General features: G+C 44.5%; 15 protein-coding genes and 1 rRNA gene. 14 read left to right on the plus strand and 2 right to left on the minus strand.

Translation table 11 applies throughout. The features are described 5' to 3' along the window. The first annotated feature begins 12 nt into the window (after nucleotides 1–12). The 14 genes from rrf to ISX59_RS07860 all read left to right on the plus strand — a co-directional run bounded on the left by rrf (nucleotide 13) and on the right by ISX59_RS07860 (nucleotide 17,571). Nucleotides 13–123: ribosomal RNA gene (gene rrf / locus ISX59_RS07795) — 5S ribosomal RNA — on the plus strand. Nucleotides 124–250: 127 nt separating this feature from the next. Beyond that, nucleotides 251–523 (plus strand): hypothetical protein, encoded by a 273-nt coding sequence (locus ISX59_RS07800; protein WP_005780897.1) that lies wholly within the window; start codon nucleotides 251–253, stop codon nucleotides 521–523. Nucleotides 524–924: 401 nt separating this feature from the next. After that, nucleotides 925–2,421, plus strand: a complete 1,497-nt coding sequence (locus ISX59_RS07805) for a 2-isopropylmalate synthase (protein ID WP_005780895.1) — start codon at nucleotides 925–927, stop codon at nucleotides 2,419–2,421. A gap of 47 nt (nucleotides 2,422–2,468) precedes the next feature. After that, on the plus strand, nucleotides 2,469–3,863 hold the full coding sequence (leuC, locus tag ISX59_RS07810; RefSeq protein ID WP_005807872.1) for a 3-isopropylmalate dehydratase large subunit: 1,395 nt from the start codon (nucleotides 2,469–2,471) through the stop codon (nucleotides 3,861–3,863). 102 nt (nucleotides 3,864–3,965) lie between these two features. Then, entirely contained in the window at nucleotides 3,966–4,556 is a 591-nt protein-coding gene (leuD, locus tag ISX59_RS07815; RefSeq protein ID WP_005780891.1) for a 3-isopropylmalate dehydratase small subunit, read from the plus strand. Further along, nucleotides 4,535–6,064, plus strand: coding sequence for an alpha-isopropylmalate synthase regulatory domain-containing protein (locus tag ISX59_RS07820; protein WP_005807870.1), 1,530 nt, complete (start codon nucleotides 4,535–4,537; stop codon nucleotides 6,062–6,064). Before leuD ends, ISX59_RS07820 begins: the two co-directional genes overlap by 22 nt. 12 nt (nucleotides 6,065–6,076) lie before the next feature. Next, complete coding sequence (gene leuB / locus ISX59_RS07825; protein WP_005807868.1) at nucleotides 6,077–7,138, plus strand: 3-isopropylmalate dehydrogenase; 1,062 nt, start codon at nucleotides 6,077–6,079, stop codon at nucleotides 7,136–7,138. Between the two features lie 217 nt (nucleotides 7,139–7,355). Beyond that, the gene (locus tag ISX59_RS07830; RefSeq protein WP_005807866.1) at nucleotides 7,356–8,090 is read left to right on the plus strand and encodes a glycosyltransferase; all 735 of its coding nucleotides are present in this window, start codon (nucleotides 7,356–7,358) and stop codon (nucleotides 8,088–8,090) included. A 4-nt stretch (nucleotides 8,091–8,094) separates the two neighbouring features. Next, a complete protein-coding gene (locus ISX59_RS07835; protein ID WP_005807865.1) occupies nucleotides 8,095–8,742 on the plus strand; it encodes a lipid-A-disaccharide synthase N-terminal domain-containing protein in 648 nt (215 codons plus the stop codon). Next, complete coding sequence (locus ISX59_RS07840; RefSeq protein ID WP_005807863.1) at nucleotides 8,732–10,285, plus strand: glycosyltransferase family 39 protein; 1,554 nt, start codon at nucleotides 8,732–8,734, stop codon at nucleotides 10,283–10,285. Before ISX59_RS07835 ends, ISX59_RS07840 begins: the two co-directional genes overlap by 11 nt. A 13-nt stretch (nucleotides 10,286–10,298) precedes the next feature. After that, the gene (locus tag ISX59_RS07845; protein WP_005780881.1) at nucleotides 10,299–11,309 is read left to right on the plus strand and encodes an NAD-dependent epimerase/dehydratase family protein; all 1,011 of its coding nucleotides are present in this window, start codon (nucleotides 10,299–10,301) and stop codon (nucleotides 11,307–11,309) included. 150 nt (nucleotides 11,310–11,459) lie between these two features. Next, on the plus strand, nucleotides 11,460–11,744 hold the full coding sequence (locus ISX59_RS07850) for a hypothetical protein (protein ID WP_005780879.1): 285 nt from the start codon (nucleotides 11,460–11,462) through the stop codon (nucleotides 11,742–11,744). Between the two features lie 1,015 nt (nucleotides 11,745–12,759). Then, nucleotides 12,760–15,939, plus strand: a complete 3,180-nt coding sequence (locus tag ISX59_RS07855; RefSeq protein WP_220575790.1) for a TonB-dependent receptor — start codon at nucleotides 12,760–12,762, stop codon at nucleotides 15,937–15,939. A gap of 12 nt (nucleotides 15,940–15,951) precedes the next feature. Further along, complete coding sequence (locus tag ISX59_RS07860; protein ID WP_220575791.1) at nucleotides 15,952–17,571, plus strand: RagB/SusD family nutrient uptake outer membrane protein; 1,620 nt, start codon at nucleotides 15,952–15,954, stop codon at nucleotides 17,569–17,571. Between the two features lie 157 nt (nucleotides 17,572–17,728). On the opposite strand, the gene ISX59_RS07865 is transcribed toward ISX59_RS07860, so the two are convergent. Then, on the minus strand, nucleotides 17,729–18,394 hold the full coding sequence (locus tag ISX59_RS07865; RefSeq protein ID WP_005807857.1) for a phosphatase PAP2 family protein: 666 nt from the start codon (nucleotides 18,392–18,394) through the stop codon (nucleotides 17,729–17,731). 23 nt (nucleotides 18,395–18,417) lie between these two features. Next, the gene (locus ISX59_RS07870; RefSeq protein ID WP_005807855.1) at nucleotides 18,418–20,256 is read right to left on the minus strand and encodes an LTA synthase family protein; all 1,839 of its coding nucleotides are present in this window, start codon (nucleotides 20,254–20,256) and stop codon (nucleotides 18,418–18,420) included. Nucleotides 20,257–20,273 lie beyond the last annotated feature (17 nt).

Below are 20,273 nucleotides of genomic sequence, written 5' to 3' on the forward strand. Positions count from 1 at the left end.
TGTCTGCCTTATTCAGGTGACTATAGCATCAGGGTTCCACCTCTTCCCATTCCGAACAGAGAAGTTAAGCCTGATCACGCCGATGGTACTGCGTAACAGTGGGAGAGTAGGTAGTCGCCGTTTTTTTTAGAGAGTTCATCCCCTCGGGTCAGAAGACACGAGGGGATGACTTGTTTTTGGGAGATTCATTTATTTTATCTATATTTGCAAATGAGTATTTACATAAACGTTTAAAGCAAATATTTAAAGTATGAAGACAAAATTCTTTTTAGCTGCTGCAATGGTGGCATTCTCTTTTGCGATGATTTCTTGTGGTGGTAATAAAACAGCTAATTCGGAAGCTGCTACAGACTCTACTTCAGTTGCTGTAGAAGCAGTGGAATCTGCTGCAACTTGTTGCAAAGGTGACTCTGCTGTTTGTGACTCTACCAAGGCTTGTTGCAAAGATAAAGCTGCATGCGATCAGAAAACAGAATGCCCTCAGAATGCAAATTGTGAAAAGAAAGCTTGTGATAAGAAGTAATCAACAGGCATTAAAGCTATAATTGAGTGGGAATAAGGTATCTAACAGTACTTTATTCCCATTTTTTGTAGGCAGATATATGAACTTTGATTGTGATATATTTGTTATTATACAGTAGTTCTTCTTATGAAATGATATTTTTATGAATAAAAAAGTAACGTTTTATTTGGAGGCTAAGAAATAATCTATACCTTTGCATCGTCAAACAATAAAAGAGACAATAAACATGAATCAATCATTTATACATATTCTACTGTGTGGTATTATTATTCTGCTGGCAAAGGTCGGGGGAAGTGAGTGTCGCGCGTAAATGTGTATAATGAAAATATACGAAAGCCTTTCTCACTTCCTTGTGTGAAAGGCTTTTTTGATGGTGTATAATCAGATTAAAAAAATAGAATATGAGCGACAGATTATTTATTTTCGACACCACCCTTCGCGATGGTGAACAAGTACCGGGATGCCAGTTGAATACAGTGGAAAAAATTCAGGTGGCAAAGGCATTGGAAGTTTTAGGTGTAGATGTAATTGAGGCAGGCTTTCCTATTTCCAGCCCGGGCGATTTTAACTCGGTGATTGAAATATCAAAGGCTGTGACCTGGCCGACGATTTGTGCATTGACGCGTGCGGTACAAAAAGATATTGATGTGGCAGTGGATGCCCTGAAGTTTGCTAAACATAAGCGTATTCATACGGGAATCGGTACTTCAGATTCACATATTAAATATAAATTCAATTCTAATCGGGAAGAGATTATCGAACGTGCTGTGGCGGCAGTGAAATATGCCCGTCGTTTTGTGGATGATGTAGAGTTTTATGCAGAGGATGCAGGACGTACGGATAATGAATATCTGGCTCGTGTGATTGAAGCGGTTATTAAGGCTGGTGCTACAGTAGTGAATATTCCGGATACAACAGGTTACTGCCTGCCTTCCGAGTATGGCGCGAAAATCAAATATCTGGTAGATCATGTAGCAGGTATTGAGAATGCAATCATTTCTACCCACTGTCATAATGATTTGGGAATGGCTACTGCCAACACGATGGCAGGTATTCTGAATGGTGCCCGCCAGGTAGAGGTTACCATCAACGGTATCGGTGAACGTGCGGGAAATACGGCCCTTGAAGAGATAGCAATGATTATTAAGAGCCATCACGAGATTGATATTGAGACGAATATCAATACTCAGAAGATTTATCCTACCAGCCGTATGGTATCGAGCCTGATGAATATGCCGGTACAGGCTAATAAAGCCATTGTTGGACGCAATGCATTTGCGCATTCTTCGGGTATCCACCAGGATGGCGTACTTAAGAATGTGCAGACTTATGAAATAATTGATCCGCACGATGTGGGTATCGACGATAACTCTATCGTATTGACAGCCCGTAGCGGACGTGCTGCCTTGAAAAATCGCCTTTCCATTCTGGGTGTGACACTGGATCAGGAAAAACTGGATAAAGTATATGAAGAATTCCTGAAACTTGCCGACCGCAAGAAAGATATTCATGATGATGATATTCTGGTATTGGCGGGTGCAGACAGAAGTGGTAACCATCGCATCAAATTGGAATATCTTCAGGTGACCAGTGGAGTAGGAGTCCGTTCCGTTGCCAGCCTCGGATTGAATATTGCCGGAGAGAAATTTGAAGCGGCTGCCAGTGGTAATGGTCCGGTGGATGCTGCCATCAAGGCTCTGAAGCGTATTATTGACCGTCATATGACTTTGAAGGAATTCACGATTCAAGCCATTAGCAAAGGAAGTGATGATGTGGGTAAGGTACACATGCAGGTTGAGTATGATAACCAGATGTATTACGGATTTGGTGCAAATACAGATATCATAGCTGCATCGGTAGAAGCCTATATCGACTGTATCAACAAGTTTACTAAGTGATGTGACTCTAAACGTAATTTGTAAATCGTAAAATAATAAATAAAAAGATGAATACATTATTTGATAAAATATGGGATGCACACGTAGTGACTACGGTGGAAGATGGCCCTACACAACTCTATATCGACAGATTATATTGTCACGAAGTAACCAGTCCTCAAGCTTTTGCCGGTTTACGCGCACGCGGGATTAAAGTACTCCGTCCGGAGAAGGTATATTGCATGCCGGACCATAATACACCGACTCACGATCAGGATAAGCCTATTGAAGATCCTGTCTCAAAAACTCAGGTGGATACATTGACTAAGAATGCAGCCGATTTTGGGCTGACGCATTATGGGATGATGGATAAAAGAAATGGTATTATTCATGTGGTAGGTCCCGAACGGGGACTCACTTTACCCGGAATGACGATTGTCTGTGGCGATTCACATACTTCTACTCACGGTGCGATGGGAGCGGTTGCTTTTGGTATCGGTACAAGTGAGGTTGAAATGGTACTTGCTTCACAATGTATTTTGCAGTCACGTCCCAAGACTATGCGTATCACGGTAGATGGCGAATTGGGTAAGGGAGTTACAGCCAAGGACATTGCTCTTTATATGATGTCGAAAATGACGACCAGCGGTGCAACTGGTTATTTTGTAGAATACGCCGGTGAGGCAATTCGCAGTCTGACAATGGAAGGCCGGTTGACACTCTGTAATCTTTCTATTGAGATGGGAGCCCGTGGCGGTATGGTTGCTCCCGATGAAGTGACTTTTGAATACATCAAAGGGCGTGAAAATGCTCCTCAGGGCGAAGAGTGGGATAAAGCAATGGCGTATTGGAAAACTTTGAAGAGTGAAGAAGATGCGGTTTTTGATAAAGAAATCCATTTTGATGCAGCCGATATCGAGCCGATGATCACTTATGGAACTAATCCGGGGATGGGTATGGGCATCACGCAGCATATTCCTACAACCGAGGGTATGAATGAAACAACGAAAACTTCATTCTTGAAATCTCTGGACTATATGGGATTTCAGCCGGGTGAATCATTGTTGGGTAAAAAGATTGATTATGTATTTCTGGGTGCTTGTACTAATGGGCGTATCGAAGACTTCCGCGCATTCGCTTCCATAGTGAAAGGGTGTCAGAAAGCTGAACATGTGATTGCATGGTTAGTGCCGGGTTCTTGGATGGTTGATGCCCAGATCCGTGAAGAAGGATTGGATAAGATTCTGGAAGATGCCGGTTTTGCCATTCGTCAGCCGGGATGTTCGGCTTGTCTGGCCATGAACGATGATAAGATTCCTGCCGGTAAATATTCAGTTTCCACCAGTAATCGTAATTTTGAAGGACGTCAGGGGCCGGGAGCCCGTACGCTATTGGCCAGCCCGCTTGTGGCGGCTGCAGCTGCCGTAACGGGAGTGATTACCGATCCGAGAGAACTGATGTAATAGAGCTATAGGACGATCGAGGATTTACTGCTCAAGGAGTTTGTGAACGGAGATTGTCCGCCTGCACTGTAAATCGCAATTATTTAAATCGAAAATAAAAAGATGAAAGCAAAATTCAATATACTTACAAGTACTTGTGTACCTCTTCCATTAGAAAATGTGGATACAGACCAGATTATTCCCGCGCGTTTTTTGAAAGCTACAACCAAGGAGGGGTTTGGAGAGAACTTGTTCAGGGACTGGCGTTACGATAAACAAGGGAATAAAATAGAATCATTCGTGTTGAATGACCCTACATATGGAGGACAAATTTTGGTAGCCGGAAAAAATTTTGGTTCGGGATCCAGCCGAGAGCACGCTGCCTGGGCCATTGCTGATTATGGTTTCCGTGTAGTGGTGAGTAGTTTCTTTGCAGATATTCATAAAAATAATGAATTGAATAATTTCGTTCTTCCGGTTGTGGTAACCGAGGAATTCCTTGCAGAGTTGTTCGATTCCATCTTTAAGAATCCGAAGATGGAAGTGGAAGTTAACCTGCCGGAACAAACCATCACTAACAAAGCTACCGGAAAGAGTGAACATTTTGAAATCAATGCCTACAAGAAGCACTGTCTGATGAATGGACTTGACGACATCGACTTTTTGTTGACTAATAAAGATAAAATAGAACAATGGGAAAAGGCGTCAAAATAGAAATCATGGACACGACTCTCCGCGACGGTGAACAGACCAGCGGAGTATCGTTTGTGCCCCATGAAAAACTAATGATTGCCCGACTTCTGCTGGAGGAGTTGAAAGTAGATCGTGTGGAGGTAGCTTCGGCACGTGTGTCCGATGGAGAGTTTGATGCGGTGAAAATGATATGCGACTGGGCTGCCCGAAGGAATCTACTGCAAAAAGTAGAGGTATTGGGGTTCGTCGACGGACATACTTCATTGGATTGGATTCATGCTACCGGATGTCGTGTCATCAATCTGCTGTGCAAAGGTTCGCTGAAACATTGTACCTGCCAGTTGAAGAAAACGCCCGAAGAACATATCGAAGACATTCTTGCCGTAGTGGATTATGCCAATGAACTCGATATTGAGGTTAATGTATATCTGGAGGATTGGAGTAATGGTATGAAGGACTCTCCCGAATATGTGTTCCAGATTGTGGATGCATTGAAGGAGACCACTATCAAACGGTTTATGCTTCCCGACACATTGGGTATCCTGAACCCTCTTCAGGTGATTGAGTTTATGCGGAAGATGAAAAAGCGTTATCCTGACACACATTTCGACTTTCACGCACACAATGATTATGATCTGGCTGTAAGTAATGTGCTTGCTGCCGTGCTGAGTGGGGTAAAAGGGCTCCATACCACTATCAACGGTTTGGGTGAACGTGCCGGAAATGCTCCTTTGGCGAGTGTACAGGCCATCTTGAAAGACCATTTCAATGCCATAACCAATATCGATGAGAGCCGGCTGAATGATGTGAGTCGTGTGGTCGAATCGTATTCGGGCATTGTGATACCCGCCAACAAACCGATTGTAGGTGAGAATGTATTTACTCAGGTGGCCGGCGTACATGCCGATGGAGACAATAAAAGTAATCTTTATTGTAATGATCTGCTTCCCGAGCGTTTCGGGCGTATACGCGAGTATGCTTTGGGGAAAACTTCCGGTAAGGCCAATATTCGCAAGAATCTTGAAAGTCTGGGACTGGAACTGGATGAAGAGTCCATGAAGAAGGTTACGGAGCGAATCATTGAGTTGGGTGATAAGAAAGAGTTGGTTACTCAGGAAGACTTGCCCTATATTATTTCTGATGTGTTGAAGCACGATGGCATGAGCAATAAAGTAAAATTGAAAAGCTACTTTGTCACTTTAGCACACGGATTGAAGCCGATGGCAACACTGAGTATCGAAATCGACGGTCAGGTTTACGAAGAAAGTTCTTCCGGTGATGGACAGTACGATGCCTTCGTACGCGCTTTGCGTAAAGTATATAAGGTGACTTTGGGGCGTAAGTTCCCGATGCTGATTAATTATGCCGTAAGTATCCCTCCCGGAGGCCGTACCGATGCCTTCGTACAGACAGTCATCACCTGGAGTTTTGGTGAAAAGGTGTTCCGTACCCGTGGATTGGATGCCGACCAGACAGAGGCTGCCATCAAAGCTACTATTAAAATGCTGAATATAATAGAAGAATATTAATTATTGAACAATATGGATTTTAAAATTGCTGTATTAGCCGGTGACGGCATCGGACCGGAAATCTCTGTACAAGGTGTAGAGGTGATGAGTGCCGTCTGTGAGAAGTTTGGACATAAAGTAAACTATGAATATGCCATTTGTGGTGCGGATGCTATTGATAAAGTAGGTGATCCTTTCCCCGAAGAAACCTATCAGGTGTGTAAGAATGCCGATGCAGTTCTCTTTTCGGCTGTAGGTGATCCTAAGTTTGACAATGACCCGACTGCCAAGGTACGTCCGGAACAAGGGCTGCTGGCTATGCGTAAGAAACTCGGTTTGTTTGCCAATATCCGTCCGGTGCAAACCTTTAAATGTTTGGTTCATAAGTCGCCTCTTCGTGCAGAGTTAGTAGAGGGAGCCGACTTCCTGTGTATCCGTGAGCTGACGGGTGGTATGTATTTCGGTGAGAAATATCAGGATAATGATAAAGCATATGATACGAATATGTATACACGTCCCGAAATTGAACGTATCCTGAAAGTCGGTTTTGAATACGCAATGAAGCGTCGCAAACACCTTACTGTAGTCGATAAAGCCAATGTGCTTGCTTCCAGTCGTTTGTGGAGACAAATTGCACAAGAGATGGCCCCGCAGTATCCGGAGGTGACTACTGATTATATGTTTGTGGATAATGCTGCAATGAAGATGATCCAGGAGCCTAAGTTCTTTGACGTAATGGTGACGGAGAATACCTTTGGTGACATTCTGACCGACGAAGGTTCTGTAATTAGCGGTTCTATGGGATTACTCCCGTCTGCTTCTACGGGCGAGAGTACTCCGGTGTTCGAGCCGATTCACGGTTCATGGCCGCAGGCAAAAGGTTTGAATATTGCTAACCCACTGGCACAAATCCTTTCGGTAGCAATGTTGTTCGAATACTTCGATTGCAAAGCCGAAGGCGCTTTGATCCGTAAGGCTGTCGATGCTTCTTTGGATGCAAATGTACGTACCCCCGAAATTCAGGTAGAAGGTGGTGATAAGTTTGGCACGAAAGAAGTAGGAGCATGGATTGTTGATTACATCCGGAAAGCCTGATTTCGTTTTTATATTTATAAAACAACAGACAATGCCGGAGAGGAGTGATATTCTTTCCGGCATTCTTTTTCTGTTTTAAGTCTGTATGAATGTTATAATCCGATTTCATTTTTTCTTTTTGTGCTATAAAAACATAAATTAGATTTGGTTTGTTGTTTCAATACCCCTGTTTTATTTCTTATTTTTTGTATTTTTGCAGGATATTTACAATGAGGCAATGAATAAAACGATCAATTATCAACTGACTATCGTTGTTCCGGTATACAACGAAGAAGACAATATCTACTCTTTGGAACAGAAATTGGGAGAATTTTTGCCCAACTCTATTTGTACGGCTTGTGTATTGTTCGTGAACGATGGTTCACGTGATAACAGTAAGCAACGTATCATGGAGGTATGCGCGCGCAATAAGGATTTCTTTTATATGGATCTGGCGAAAAATTCCGGATTGAGTGCCGCCATGAAAGCGGGTATCGACTACGCTGAGTCGGTATATGTGGGATACATGGATGCCGATCTTCAGACTACTCCCGAGGATTTCAACCTGTTATTGAAGGATATTGCCGACTATCAGTTGGTGATGGGTATCCGTGCCAATCGTAAAGACTCCTTTTTTAAAAACCTCCAGTCCAAGATTGCCAATGGTTTCCGGCGGATGATGACCCATGATGGTGTTCAGGATACAGGTTGCCCTCTTAAAGTGTTGCATACGGCCTATGCCAAACGTATTCCGTTCTTTACGGGTATGCACCGTTTTCTTCCTGCGTTGATTTTATTGCAGGATGCTAAGATCAAACAGATTCCTGTCCGTCATTTCCCGCGTGTAGCAGGTACATCCAAGTATCATTTGTGGAACAGACTGGTTTCTCCTTTCCTCGATTGCTTTGCGTACCGTTGGATGAAGAAGAGATATATTAACTATCGTGTCGGCGACAATAACTTAATGGAGTAGTCTTGTGGGAGGTAACGGCTTTATTTATGTAATCGGTTTTTTGGCGCAGGCTTTTTTCTCTGCGCGCATCATATTCCAGTGGGTACTATCGGAAAAAGCAAAGAAGGTAGTATCTCCTTCCATATTTTGGATTCTGAGCATTGCCGGTTCTTATCTGTTGTGTATCTATGGGTGGTTGCGTGATGATTTTTCTATTATCTTCGGACAGTTTATTTCTTATTATATCTATTTGTGGAATCTGAACGAGAAGGGTATTTGGAATAAATTGCACGGGGTACTGAAAACTCTGCTGGTAATTACCCCCATTATTGCAGCAGCTTTTATGCTGCATGATGCACAACACTTTATCGATAGTTTTTTCCGAAATGAAAAGGTGCCTCTCTGGCTGTTGGTCTTCGGTTCAATGGGGCAAGTCATTTTCACTCTTCGTTTTGTATATCAATGGGCTTATTCATTCCATCATAAAGAGTCTTTACTGCCTGCCGGTTTCTGGATTATCAGTCTGGTCGGTTCATCGGTTATTGTGGCATACGGTGTATTCCGTCTCGATCCGGTTCTGATTTTGGGTCAGTCGGTCGGTTTCGTAGCCTATTTTCGCAATCTGATGATTGGGCGTAAAAGCTCCAAGCAATCAGTTGCCTATGAAAAGTAAATTTCTTCCGTTTTTATTATTGCTGGCAGTATTGCCCGTGCTGATTTTCCGGGATTATACTCCCTCCAATGAGTTACGCTATCTGAGCATTGTCGACGAGGCACTGCGCAATGGTGATATTTTTACGTTCACCAATCACGGTGTGCAATATGCCGATAAGCCTCCTTTGTATTTCTGGATTCTGATGCTGGGCAAATGGTTGCTGGGCAGTCATGCCATGTGGTTTGCGTCACTTTTCTCTTTCATTCCTGCTCTGGTGATTATGCTGGTAATGGATCGGTGGGTAGAACGTGAAACATCTGCGGCCAATCGTCTTTCGGCACAGCTAATGTTGATGAGTTGCGGCTTGTTTTTAGGGTTGGCAGTTGTTTTGCGTATGGATATGCTGATGTGTATGTTCATTGTTCTTGCCCTCCGTACTTTCTACCGGATGCTGAAAGGACAGGGCAGCAAGAACCGGAATGCCTTTCTGTTTCCCTTCTATATTTTTATGGCTGTTTTCTCCAAAGGTCCGGTCGGTATACTGGTACCCTTGCTGTCTACTTTTGTCTTTCTGCTTATCACCGGGCGTGTGAAAACCTTCGGACGCTATTGGGGATGGAAGACATTTGCCGTGCTACTGTTAGGATGTTTCATCTGGTTTGGTGGTGTCTGTTGGGAAGAGGGAGGTTTGAACTATCTGCATGATCTGCTATTCCGCCAGACTGTAGGACGGGCTGTCAATGCTTTCGACCATAGTGCACCCTTCTATTATTATTTTATTTCCGTTTGGTATTCGTTGGCTCCTTGGGCGTTATTGCTGATAGGGGTGATTGTGGCCGGGGCATGTCGTCGGTTAATCCGTTCAGATCTGGAGCGTTTCTTTATGGTAATCATCCTCAGTACTTTGCTGATGTTGTCTTGTTTCAGTGGTAAACTTGCCGTCTATTTGGCACCGACTTTCCCATTTTTTGTCTATCTGGCCGTACTTTTGCTATCACATTTCCGATGGAATCAATGGCTGGCGTTGACGTTGGTTCTTCCTGCCGTTGTTTTTGTGGCAGGCCTGCCCGCTCTTATCGTGTTGGGACGAATGCCGGGCACCGAATTTCTGGGACAGAAGCTTTTTTACGTGGCCGGTGGAGTGTTGACAGTTAGTGGTTGTGCGGCTCTGTATTTCCTCTATCGGAAGAAATCGTTGAACAAGACTATCAATACGCTTGCCTTCGGATTGTTTTGTGCTATCTTTGTGGGCGGTTGGGATGTACCTGCCATTAACAGTGAATTGGGTTATTCCGAATTATGCCGGAAAGCAGTGGAACTTTCCAAAGAAAAAGGGACTTCCGGTTATTGTGTCCTGAATGTACGTCGTCCTGAGAATATGGATGTCTACCTGCACGAAGGGGTGAAAGAAGTGACTGAAGAAGAAGTTTTGGATAATAAATGTCAGAATACCATCCTGATGATTTCGAACAAGAAAATACGTTCGAACAAGGAACTGCAGAAATTTGTTGACGGTAAGGAACATTATGTTATAGGCCGTTTTTCCGTAATGGTACTCTAAATAAGATTGAATCATGAAAGTATTAGTGACAGGAGCTGCCGGTTTTATCGGCTCTTATACAGTAAAAGCATTGATAGCACAGGGTTGCGAAGTTGTAGGGTTGGATATAATCAATTCTTATTATGATGTGCAGTTGAAGTACGACCGCCTTGCTGATACTGGTATAGCAAAAGACTCGATAGAAGATGGTATATTGTTACCAAGTTCTAAATACCCTTCTTATCGCTTTATTAAGATCGATTTGACTGATCGTGACGGACTGAACCACTTGTTTGAATCCGAACATTTTGATGTTGTGGTTAATCTGGCAGCCCAGGCGGGTGTGCGCTATTCGATAGAAAATCCTTATGCGTACATCGAATCGAATGTTGTAGGTTTCCTGAATTTGCTGGAGTGTTGCCGTCATTACCCGGTGAACCATCTGGTATATGCCAGCTCAAGCAGTATTTATGGCCTGAATGACAAGGTGCCTTACGCTGAGACGGATAAGGCCGATACACCGGTAAGTTTATACGCAGCGACGAAAAAGTCGAATGAACTGATGGCCCATGCTTATAGCAAACTGTACGGTATACCGACTACCGGTGTGCGTTTCTTTACAGTGTACGGTCCGTGGGGACGTCCGGATATGGCTCCATGCCTGTTTATGAAAGCAATCCTGAACGGAGATCCCATTAAAGTATTCAATAATGGGCAGATGCGTCGTGACTTCACCTATATAGACGATATCATCGCAGGGTTGATGAAGATCATCGCCCATCCTTCTGCCGATCCTATTCCTTTCTATATTTATAATATCGGTAATTCCGCTCCTGTGGAACTGATGGATTTCATTTCTGTGATTGAGAAAACAGCGGGTAAGACGGCAGTTAAGCAGATGATGGGGATGCAGCCGGGAGACGTGGTGTGTACTTATGCTGATACAAGCCGGTTGGAGAATGATTTTGGCTATAAGCCTTCTACTTCCATAGAAGAAGGGATCCGAAAATTCTATGACTGGTATATAAAGTATTTCAATAAGTAACGTACAAAATCTTACCTTTGATAACCTGAAAAGCTTTCCTGACAGTCTTCAGTGGATAATCGCACGCAGACAGAAAACAAAAAGAAAATGAAGCGGTGGCAGTATATCCTCGGGACAAATAAATGAAAAGGAAATGATAAATGCCGGATTATGGAAACACTTGGAAAGATTATTTTTTATCTATCAAACTTAGCCTTATATCATCTTCTGATGTGGTGGGGAGTCAATACATTGTGTGTTGGGGTGGTAGCTGCCGGTTTTGAATATTGGATACTTTTTGCTGTGCTTATTTTCTTAGGCATAAGTACTTTTAGCTATTTACTGGCGCACTATTTTTGGAATAGTAGCTATTGGGGGATGTTCCTCAAAAATGCAGGTATGTTCCTTTTGGCTTTATTTGTTACTTATTTAAGAATGATGTTTTACGACCTGTAATTGTCGGGATGCCTTTCTGCATCTGCCTGAATTTCATGTTTTGGGGATACTTTTGCCTTTGAAAGAGTTCTTTTGATAGTAATGCCGCGCAAATACTTGAAAATAGGACAGTTGTTAAAACATTACTTCTTTTTCTACAATGCCACGATAAAACAATTAATGTTCAAATAACCGGCATAAATTAATCGCTATTTTAAATAAGATTTCATTTCGCCCAAAGTCCTAAGGCATAGAAAGAAAATCTGCTTGAAAGGGCAATCAAACTTCATCTTTGCAGCCAAGATGTGTGTCTTCGCAGCCAAGATATATATATCTGCAGGCAAGATGTATATCTTCGCCGCTAAGATGAAGAAAGTTAGGCATAGAACTTGATTACATCCGGATGAGCCGGTAAGAGAAATATGAGGAGGATTGGAGTACGTATTGGATTGCTAAGTTCTTTCAGAACTATATCCGCAGTGTAGAAAACGCAATTCGGAGCTTTTAAGGCTAACAAATAATTCACATCTCTTAAGTCTTTGGCAGATGTTATGCAGCAAAGATAAGAATAAGAATTAATAAAATGCAAAAATAGAATCTTTTTTTTAATAAATACCAGAGAACTTAGACTAACCAATCTTTTGTAGTAAATCGAAACGGCATCCTTAATTTCTATCTTATAGATATAAGTTGCATATATTCAGTGTATTATATTTTAGTTTGGTAGAATATGGGTATAAATAAGTATAAATGATACGGTTGTTCCTTCAAAAAAGCATCTGCATTTCTTGCTTTTACTCTGATAAACTGTACAAAATTCCTGTCTTTCCAAGTCCTGAAAGGACTACTCCCCAATGAATTGTTTTTCGGAATAGGATATCAGCATAGTTCAGCAAAGTTTTAATGTCGACAGAAAACTAATAATCAAAACTAAAAGGCCTATGAAGACTTAGAAGAACGACCAAACTGATTCCGGATTTATACATCTTCCGGATGGAACATTCCTTTTTTTATGTTTAACCGAAAAATTTAATGTATGACAAAAAGAACTAACCTGTTTCCGAGTTTGATCAAAGCTCGTGAAATGAATTGCCTCAAAATAGCAGGTACCAGTTTGCTGCTATTATGTATGTCACCCCAGTTTGCTGTGGCCGATAGCCTAAAGCAAGATGCAGTTACCGTCACACAACAGCACAATGTAAAAGCCAGCGGCATTGTTACCGATGAAGCCGGCGAACCTCTCGTTGGTGTATCCGTATTGGTAAAAGGGACTACTTTGGGAAGTATTACCGACCTGAAAGGAAGATTCTCTCTGGATGTTCCGGAAGGAAGCACTTTTGAGATTTCTTATATTGGTTATAAAACACAGATTGTCAAAGCGGAGAGAACTCTGATGAATATTGTTCTGAAGGAGGATACTCAGAAGCTGGATGAAGTTGTTGTAGTGGGCTTTGGTACCCAAAAGAAGGTTAACTTGACGGGGGCGGTATCGGCTGTGACCGGTGACGATATTTCGAAACGACCGGTTGCCAATGCCGCTATCCTGTTGCAAGGACAAATTCCGGGATTGCGTGTCAATCAGGGGCTTGGACAGCCCGGTGGCGAAGGGACTTCTTTCCGTATCCGTGGTCAGGGGACTTTCTCTTCTGCCGGATCAGATCCTTTGATCTTGATCAATGGCGTACCGGGTAGTATGACCAACCTCGACCCCAGTGTGATCGAGAGTGTTTCCGTTTTGAAAGATGCTGCTTCGGCAGCCATTTACGGAGCAAGAGCCGCCAACGGTGTTATTCTCGTTACTACCAAGCAGGGTGCCGTGGGAGATAAGGTGAGCATTAGTTATCATGGGAATATTGGTTTGCATACACCGACCAAACTCTACGACCGGATTACCAATTCGGCAGAATATATGGAGTTGGCAAATCTGGCCTGGAAGAACTCCGGAACCGGAAAGCAGTACACCCAAGATCAGATCAACCTCTATCGGAATAATGTCGGTGACCCCCAATATCCCAATTTCGATTGGCAGGACTATATGTTCCGTACGGCCGTAGTGCAGACACATAATCTCTCGATGGCCGGAAGTACAGAGAAAACTACTTATAACGTGGCTTTGAATTTTGTAGATCAGCCGGGTACTATGCGTGGATTCAAATATAGAAAGTATAACGCCACAATCGACCTTACCGCACGCATTACCAATTTCATCAAAGTCGGAACCTATGCCAACCTGATGTATGGGGAAACGGAACAACCCCGTCAAGGCCAGAACGATGCATTCCTCTCTACTCTTTCGCAAGCACCGACCTATATGCCTTGGTTGCCGGACGACGGAACGGGGATTCGTCGTTGGACAAGTTCGGCTTATTCGTTCGAAAGTCATAACAAGAATATGCCTGCCATTATCGGAGAGAATGCGATGAAACGTGACAACAATTTCGATATTAATGCCCAGTTGTGGTTAGAGATCAACTTGGCTAAGGGATTGACATGGTACACCAAGGGTGCTGCCCGCCTTCAGTCGAACAAAAGTAAAGACTGGAGAGGGAGTACGACTTATACTTACGATTACCACACCGGAGAGAAGTCGTCCGAGCTTGATAAAGGAGGATTGGGGCTGAGCGTGGGCGATAGCCGCCGTTTCTATACCAATCTTTATAGTTACTTGAAATATGATCTGTCACTGGCGGAGAATGCACACAATTTCTCTTTGATGGTAGGTTATAATCAGGAATCGGAAAAATATGAAACGCTCAACGCTTACCGTAAGGACTTTGCCTTTGACCTGCCGGTGCTCAATGCCGGTGGTACGGCCGATTGGAGCAACAGCGGAGGTGAAGAAGAATGGGCTATCCAGTCTTTATTCGGACGTTTCAACTATAATTTCAAGGAGCGCTATCTGTTTGAAGCCAATATGCGCTATGACGGAACTTCGCGTATTTCCGATGAAAACCGTTGGGGTGTGTTCCCGTCATTCTCAGTCGCCTGGCGTGCTACGGAAGAAGAGTTCATAAAAAAAATGAACCTCAACTGGCTGAATAACTTCAAACTGAGAGGCTCATGGGGACAGTTGGGCAACCAGAATATCGGGCTTTATCCTTATCAGGCCATGATCTCCGGGGTAAATGACTATCCGTTTACCAAAACTTCGGACGGAGTGGTTATCGGTTATCAGCAGACGGCTTATGCCAATCGTAACATCAAGTGGGAGACGACTACCATTACCGATATCGGTTTTGACTTACAGGTGTTTGATGGTTTGAGTGTGACCTTCGACTGGTATAAAAAGACCACCGATGACATTTTGCGCTCTTCACAGGTGTCCAGTTTGCTCGGACTTTCAGCTCCGACTGTAAACAATGGCTCGGTAGAGAATAAAGGTATAGAGGTTGCCCTGAATTATGCCAATATGGTAAAGGGAGGCACACTCAAGGGACTCCGTTATAATGCCGGTGTTTATTTTGACCGTTCGCGCAACAAACTGACTGAGTTTGGCGCAGAGGAGATCGGAAGTTACAGTATCAAACGTGAGGGATTGCCTTACGATGAATACTACATGCTGGAGTGCATCGGTGTATTTGCCGACAAGGCTGAGATTGACGCTTCGCCGAAGCAGTTTAATGACAACACCCAGCCGGGTGACCTGAAGTATAAGGATATCAGCGGCCCTGATGGGAAACCGGACGGAGTGATCGATAATTACGACCGCCGTACTTTCTCCGGACGCTTCCCCGGCTTTGAATATGGCATCAATGCCAGTGCCACCTGGAAAGGCTTCGACCTGTCGTTGATCGGTCAGGGAGTAGCTGATAAGAAATATTACACCACTGACTGGGGAGTGCAGCCTTTCATGCAAGGCGCTTCTCCCAACAAAGACTATATCAAGCACATGTGGACGGAAGAAAACCCGTATGGAGCCAAACATCCCAAACTTTATTGGCAGGATATGGGCGGAGGCAAGAATACACGTCCCAACAGCTATTATCTGAAAGACGCTTCTTTCTTCCGGTTGAAGAATGTAACACTTGGCTATACGTTACCGCGGGTATGGACCGAAAAGGCAAGCATCTCCAAAGTACGTATTTACTTCTCCGGTGACAACCTGTTGACCCTGACCCCTTACAAAGGACTCGACCCCGAACGTAACGGTGACGGAAGAGATGCCATCTATCCACAAAACAGAATCTACTCGTTTGGTTTAAATGTTGAATTTTAATTAGGACATGCAATGAAAAAGAATATTCATATATTGTTAGCTGCCACATTACTTTTCGGTGCCACCTCGTGTGAAGACTTTCTTCAGAAAGATCCTCCGTCAAGTCCTTCGCAAAGCGTATTCTGGCAGAAGAAGAGTGACTTTGAATCAGCTTTGGCCGGAACCTATTCGGTCATGTACTCCGGTGTATTCTCTCAGATTATGCCTTGTCTGGACGGATTGACCGATAATGCAATCGTGCAACACAGTGAAGGTACCTACGGTTGGGCCAAGACCATCGCCCAGGGAGACCTTACTCCCAATCAGGGCGGGTTCGTGACCGACATTTATGGTAATTGCTATAAAGGCATTGCCCGTGTACATATCCTGATGGAACAACTCGAACAGTATACCGGATCGGATATCAGTGCAGACGATAAGAAATTTATGCTCGCACAGTGTAAAGCGTTGCGCGGTTACTTTTATTCATGGTTGTATCAGTGTTATAAAGAAGTGCCTGTCGTGACCCAGTCACTCGACCTGAACACAATGTACCAGCCTAAGGCCACCCGTGCCGAAGTGTTGAACCGTGTGATGACCGACTATGACGAGGCTATCAGCGAATTGCCCGATAAACTGTATTCCGACTCACAGACGTCCGGACGATTTACCGTTTCGGCTGTCAAGGCTCTGAAGGCGAGAATTCTGTTGTTCGATGCCTACGATAGCAATGGGAAGGCCATCCCTTCGAAGATGGAAGAGGTGCTGACTTTGTTGCAGAGTATCAAAGGATATAGCCTGGCAGCACGTGTACGTGACAATTTTATCTCTGAGAAACAATTGGCATCACCGGAAATCATGTTTTCCGTCCGCTTCTTGCGTCTGAACCTGACTCACTCCATGGACTTGTATTATGGTGCCTGGGCTGTTCTCGATCCGACCCGCAATATGGTGGATGCATTTGAATGTACGGATGGAAAACCGTGGGGAGAGTCGCCTCTGACCGTACGTCCTGACGAAAGCATATTGTATGGTAACAATGATGCGCTGAAGAAAGCAGAACGTGCCAAGATGTTCATGAACAGGGACCGCCGTCTGTATGAGTCGGTCAATCACTCCATGATGGCTAACTTTGCCGGTGACGGATGGAAAGACGAAGAGGTACAGGTGAACGAATCGAACAATAAAGGACCTACCGGTTTCAGTGCCCTCAAATACATTCAGCCTACGGATGTGACACCCGGATACAGTACTGTTTCGGATGCAGATGTAATCGTATTGCGCTATGCTCATGTATTGCTGATGATAGCCGAGGCGGAGAATGAAGCCCATGGAGCCACTACGACAGCTCTGGATGCTATAAACAAAGTAAGGACACGTTCGGGACAGCCGGCTATCGGGGCAGGTATTTCACAGGACGACCTTCGCGAACGTATCCGGAACGAATGGCGTATTGAGACTTGTTTTGAAGGTTTACGTTACTTCCAGCTGAAACGATGGAAGCTGATGGACAAACTGGTGAACGGAGCGGAAGATCCCGCCTATCTGGGATATATCAAGGTGTATAAACCTGCATTTGAATTCTTCCCCATTCCGCAGTCCGAAATAGACAAGGCAGGCGGTGTCCTGAAGCAAGATCCGGCCTATGAGTAAGGGTACGAAGAAGACATGACCGGTAGCCGGATTCACGGTTGATAATAAAGATGATAAGCCGACGGAACGCATGCTTCATAAGGAAGAAGCGCGTTGCCGTCGGCTTTTTGTATTTTAAAAGAGGAGGTCTTTTCCAGAACTCCGAAAGTAAGAATGATTATGCCATGATGAAAGCGTAAATCAGAATTCCCAACGTGGTCAGCAAACCGGCATAGATCGTGATTTCCGTATGTTTCACTTTGCCGAAGGAGGTGCCTTTGGCTATTTTCTTCAACAGATAGCACATCAGTGCAGCTCCGCAGCATCCTATGACAGCTCCTACAATCAGGTCGCCCGGATAGTGTACTCCCAGATAGATGCGTGTATAGCAATTCAGTGTGGCCCATAGGAGAATGAAAAGGCTCAGCCACTGTTTGCGGAACAGGAAAACCAGGAAGAAGGCAAGTCCGAAAGAGTTGGAGGCATGACAGGATGGAAACCCATAGCGTCCGCCCCGGTAGTTGTTTACTACGTGAACGAGGTCGGAGATCGGATTCTCCGGGTTTGCCGGGCGCAAGCGCTCTACGACGGGACGTATCAGGCCGGCACAAACCTGATCGGCAAAAGTAATGGTCAGCGCGATGGCAGCCAGACAGCACAAAGTTATTTTCCAGTTGAAATTCTTTAGCAGTACATACAAGATGCTGGCATACATCGGCACCCAGATCCATTTCCCGGTGAAGGTACTCATGAAATAGTCGGCAAAGGTGTTATGAAAACCGTTGAGGTATAGCAGCAGGTTCTGGTCTACGTTGGCCAGTGACTGGATAAGGTCGTTAGTCATATCGTTGTTGGGTTATGGGGTGATTATCTTTTAGCCAGGTCGTCGTACAGTTTTTGCAAATATGCTTTAGCTTTGGGTAAATTCTCTCCTTTATGTTCTCCTTCGTCCGAAACGACAGAGTTCGATTCACAGTTGAATACGACTTCATTTTCCGGTGTCATCATTCCGAAAGCGTTCGGGAAAGTGAAGAATCCGAAGTGAGGAGAGGCCGGGTTAAGCATGTTTTTACTGAAAGCGAACTCTTCGTGCGGAAGTCCCAGTTGCCCCAGCAGTGTGGCGGCAATGTCGATCTGTGAACCGTAAGTATCGATATGTTTCGGTTCTTTCACCGCTCCTCCTATGAAAATCAACGGAATCCGGTAACGGTCTACGGTCAGGTTGTCTATATCCTGCGGATAGGCTCCCAGATGATCGGGTACAAGAATGATGACCGTATTCTTCCATAAAGGAGTCTCTTTGAACCGGCGTACAAAGTCGCCGGCACAACTGTCCGCATAAGCAAAAGCATTCAGTCTCGGATTGTCCAGCCGTTGAAACGGAACTTCGAAAGGTTCGTGACTGCTCGAAGTCTGTACTATTTTCATAAAAGGTTCTTTGGGAGGATTCTGTTCCAGGTCGTTCAGCAGTCGGTTGAATACCACATGGTCGTGTGCTCCCCATTTGCTGAGACGTTCGGAAAGAGGAAAATCCTTATCGGAAACAATGTTGTCGATTCCTGCCTGAATCAGGTAAGAACGCATATTGGTGAAGTCGGCATCTCCTCCGTAATAATATTGCAGGTCGTATCCTGCCTTTTTCAGGCTGCCGGGGATCGAAGGCAAGTGTTGCGTCTTCTTCGGGTACTTCATGATGCTGGTGGTCGGTTGTGCCGGATAACCACTGATGATGGCTGCCAGTCCGCGGTCGGTACGGAAACTGTTGGCGAAGAAGTGGGTAAACAAGACCCCTTCACGTCCGAACTGATCCATGTTGATAGCTACGTTGGGTTCTCCTCCAAGGGTTTCCATCAGTTTGGACGAGAAGCTTTCTAGTATGATTAATACTACGTTCGGGCGTTCGATAGTGAAAAGCTGAGGAACACTGTCGGACGGAGTAACCGGTTTATCCTTGAGTTCCGCGAAGAGTTTGTCGGCCTCCTCAGCCGTCATGAACCGGTATTGTTTGTCGAAATTATCCTGTCGCGACAACGACTCCATCAGGCTGAAACAAGGATTGATGGCTGCATGGTTCAGTCGCTGGTTGCTGCTGAAGTAAGCTTTGCTCAGATTCATGGTCGACACCGTGAAGCCTCCCCGTATCGGGATGAACAGGAGTCCGGTGACGAGCAGCAAAACTCCGGATACGCTTAACCGGTGGAAAGGTATTTTCAGAGGTTGCTTCTGATAAATCAGCACCCGATAGAATATCCAGTAAAGCAGGGCTGCATAAACGACGATTGCGGCCAGTCCGGCTATTACGACCCAAATGCTGACACTGGCCAATGCGTCTTTGGGAGAAGAAAAGAGGTAAAAAAGCGGGGTGGCATCCAGACGGAACCCCCAGTATTCATATAACCCTAAGTCACCGATAAAGATACAGGATAGCAGGATGGCTATGATCATGAAGTATACCCGGCGTATCTGGCGGATAATGGAAGGTTGTATCCAGACCGAAGCGATCAGCAGTAGTCCGGGAATAGCGGTCAGATAACCGGCAAGCGAAAGGTCCAACGGAAGCCCGTGCCCTATCACGGAGAAATAATCAGTCCATGACACCTTATTATATAAGGTATGGTAGTAACCCATGAAAATTGGTTTCTGGAGGACGAATATGAGGACAAAAAGAAAATAAGTCGTGACGAATTGGATAAGTCTTCTCTTCATAAACTCTATACTTAAAA

This window comes from Bacteroides sp. FSHCM14E1, assembly GCF_019633785.1.
Taxonomy (GTDB): domain Bacteria; phylum Bacteroidota; class Bacteroidia; order Bacteroidales; family Bacteroidaceae; genus Bacteroides; species Bacteroides hominis.

Coding starts and splice junctions, on each gene's coding strand:
- leuD (WP_005780891.1), top strand. CDS start 3,966: ATGAAAGCAAAATTCAATATACTTACAAGTACTTGTGTACCTCTTCCA.
- leuC (WP_005807872.1), top strand. CDS start 2,469: ATGAATACATTATTTGATAAAATATGGGATGCACACGTAGTGACTACG.
- ISX59_RS07830 (WP_005807866.1), top strand. CDS start 7,356: ATGAATAAAACGATCAATTATCAACTGACTATCGTTGTTCCGGTATAC.
- ISX59_RS07865 (WP_005807857.1), bottom strand. CDS start 18,394: ATGACTAACGACCTTATCCAGTCACTGGCCAACGTAGACCAGAACCTG.
- ISX59_RS07805 (WP_005780895.1), top strand. CDS start 925: ATGAGCGACAGATTATTTATTTTCGACACCACCCTTCGCGATGGTGAA.
- ISX59_RS07820 (WP_005807870.1), top strand. CDS start 4,535: ATGGGAAAAGGCGTCAAAATAGAAATCATGGACACGACTCTCCGCGAC.
- ISX59_RS07800 (WP_005780897.1), top strand. CDS start 251: ATGAAGACAAAATTCTTTTTAGCTGCTGCAATGGTGGCATTCTCTTTT.
- ISX59_RS07860 (WP_220575791.1), top strand. CDS start 15,952: ATGAAAAAGAATATTCATATATTGTTAGCTGCCACATTACTTTTCGGT.
- leuB (WP_005807868.1), top strand. CDS start 6,077: ATGGATTTTAAAATTGCTGTATTAGCCGGTGACGGCATCGGACCGGAA.
- ISX59_RS07870 (WP_005807855.1), bottom strand. CDS start 20,256: ATGAAGAGAAGACTTATCCAATTCGTCACGACTTATTTTCTTTTTGTC.
- ISX59_RS07855 (WP_220575790.1), top strand. CDS start 12,760: ATGACAAAAAGAACTAACCTGTTTCCGAGTTTGATCAAAGCTCGTGAA.
- ISX59_RS07845 (WP_005780881.1), top strand. CDS start 10,299: ATGAAAGTATTAGTGACAGGAGCTGCCGGTTTTATCGGCTCTTATACA.
- ISX59_RS07850 (WP_005780879.1), top strand. CDS start 11,460: ATGGAAACACTTGGAAAGATTATTTTTTATCTATCAAACTTAGCCTTA.
- ISX59_RS07840 (WP_005807863.1), top strand. CDS start 8,732: ATGAAAAGTAAATTTCTTCCGTTTTTATTATTGCTGGCAGTATTGCCC.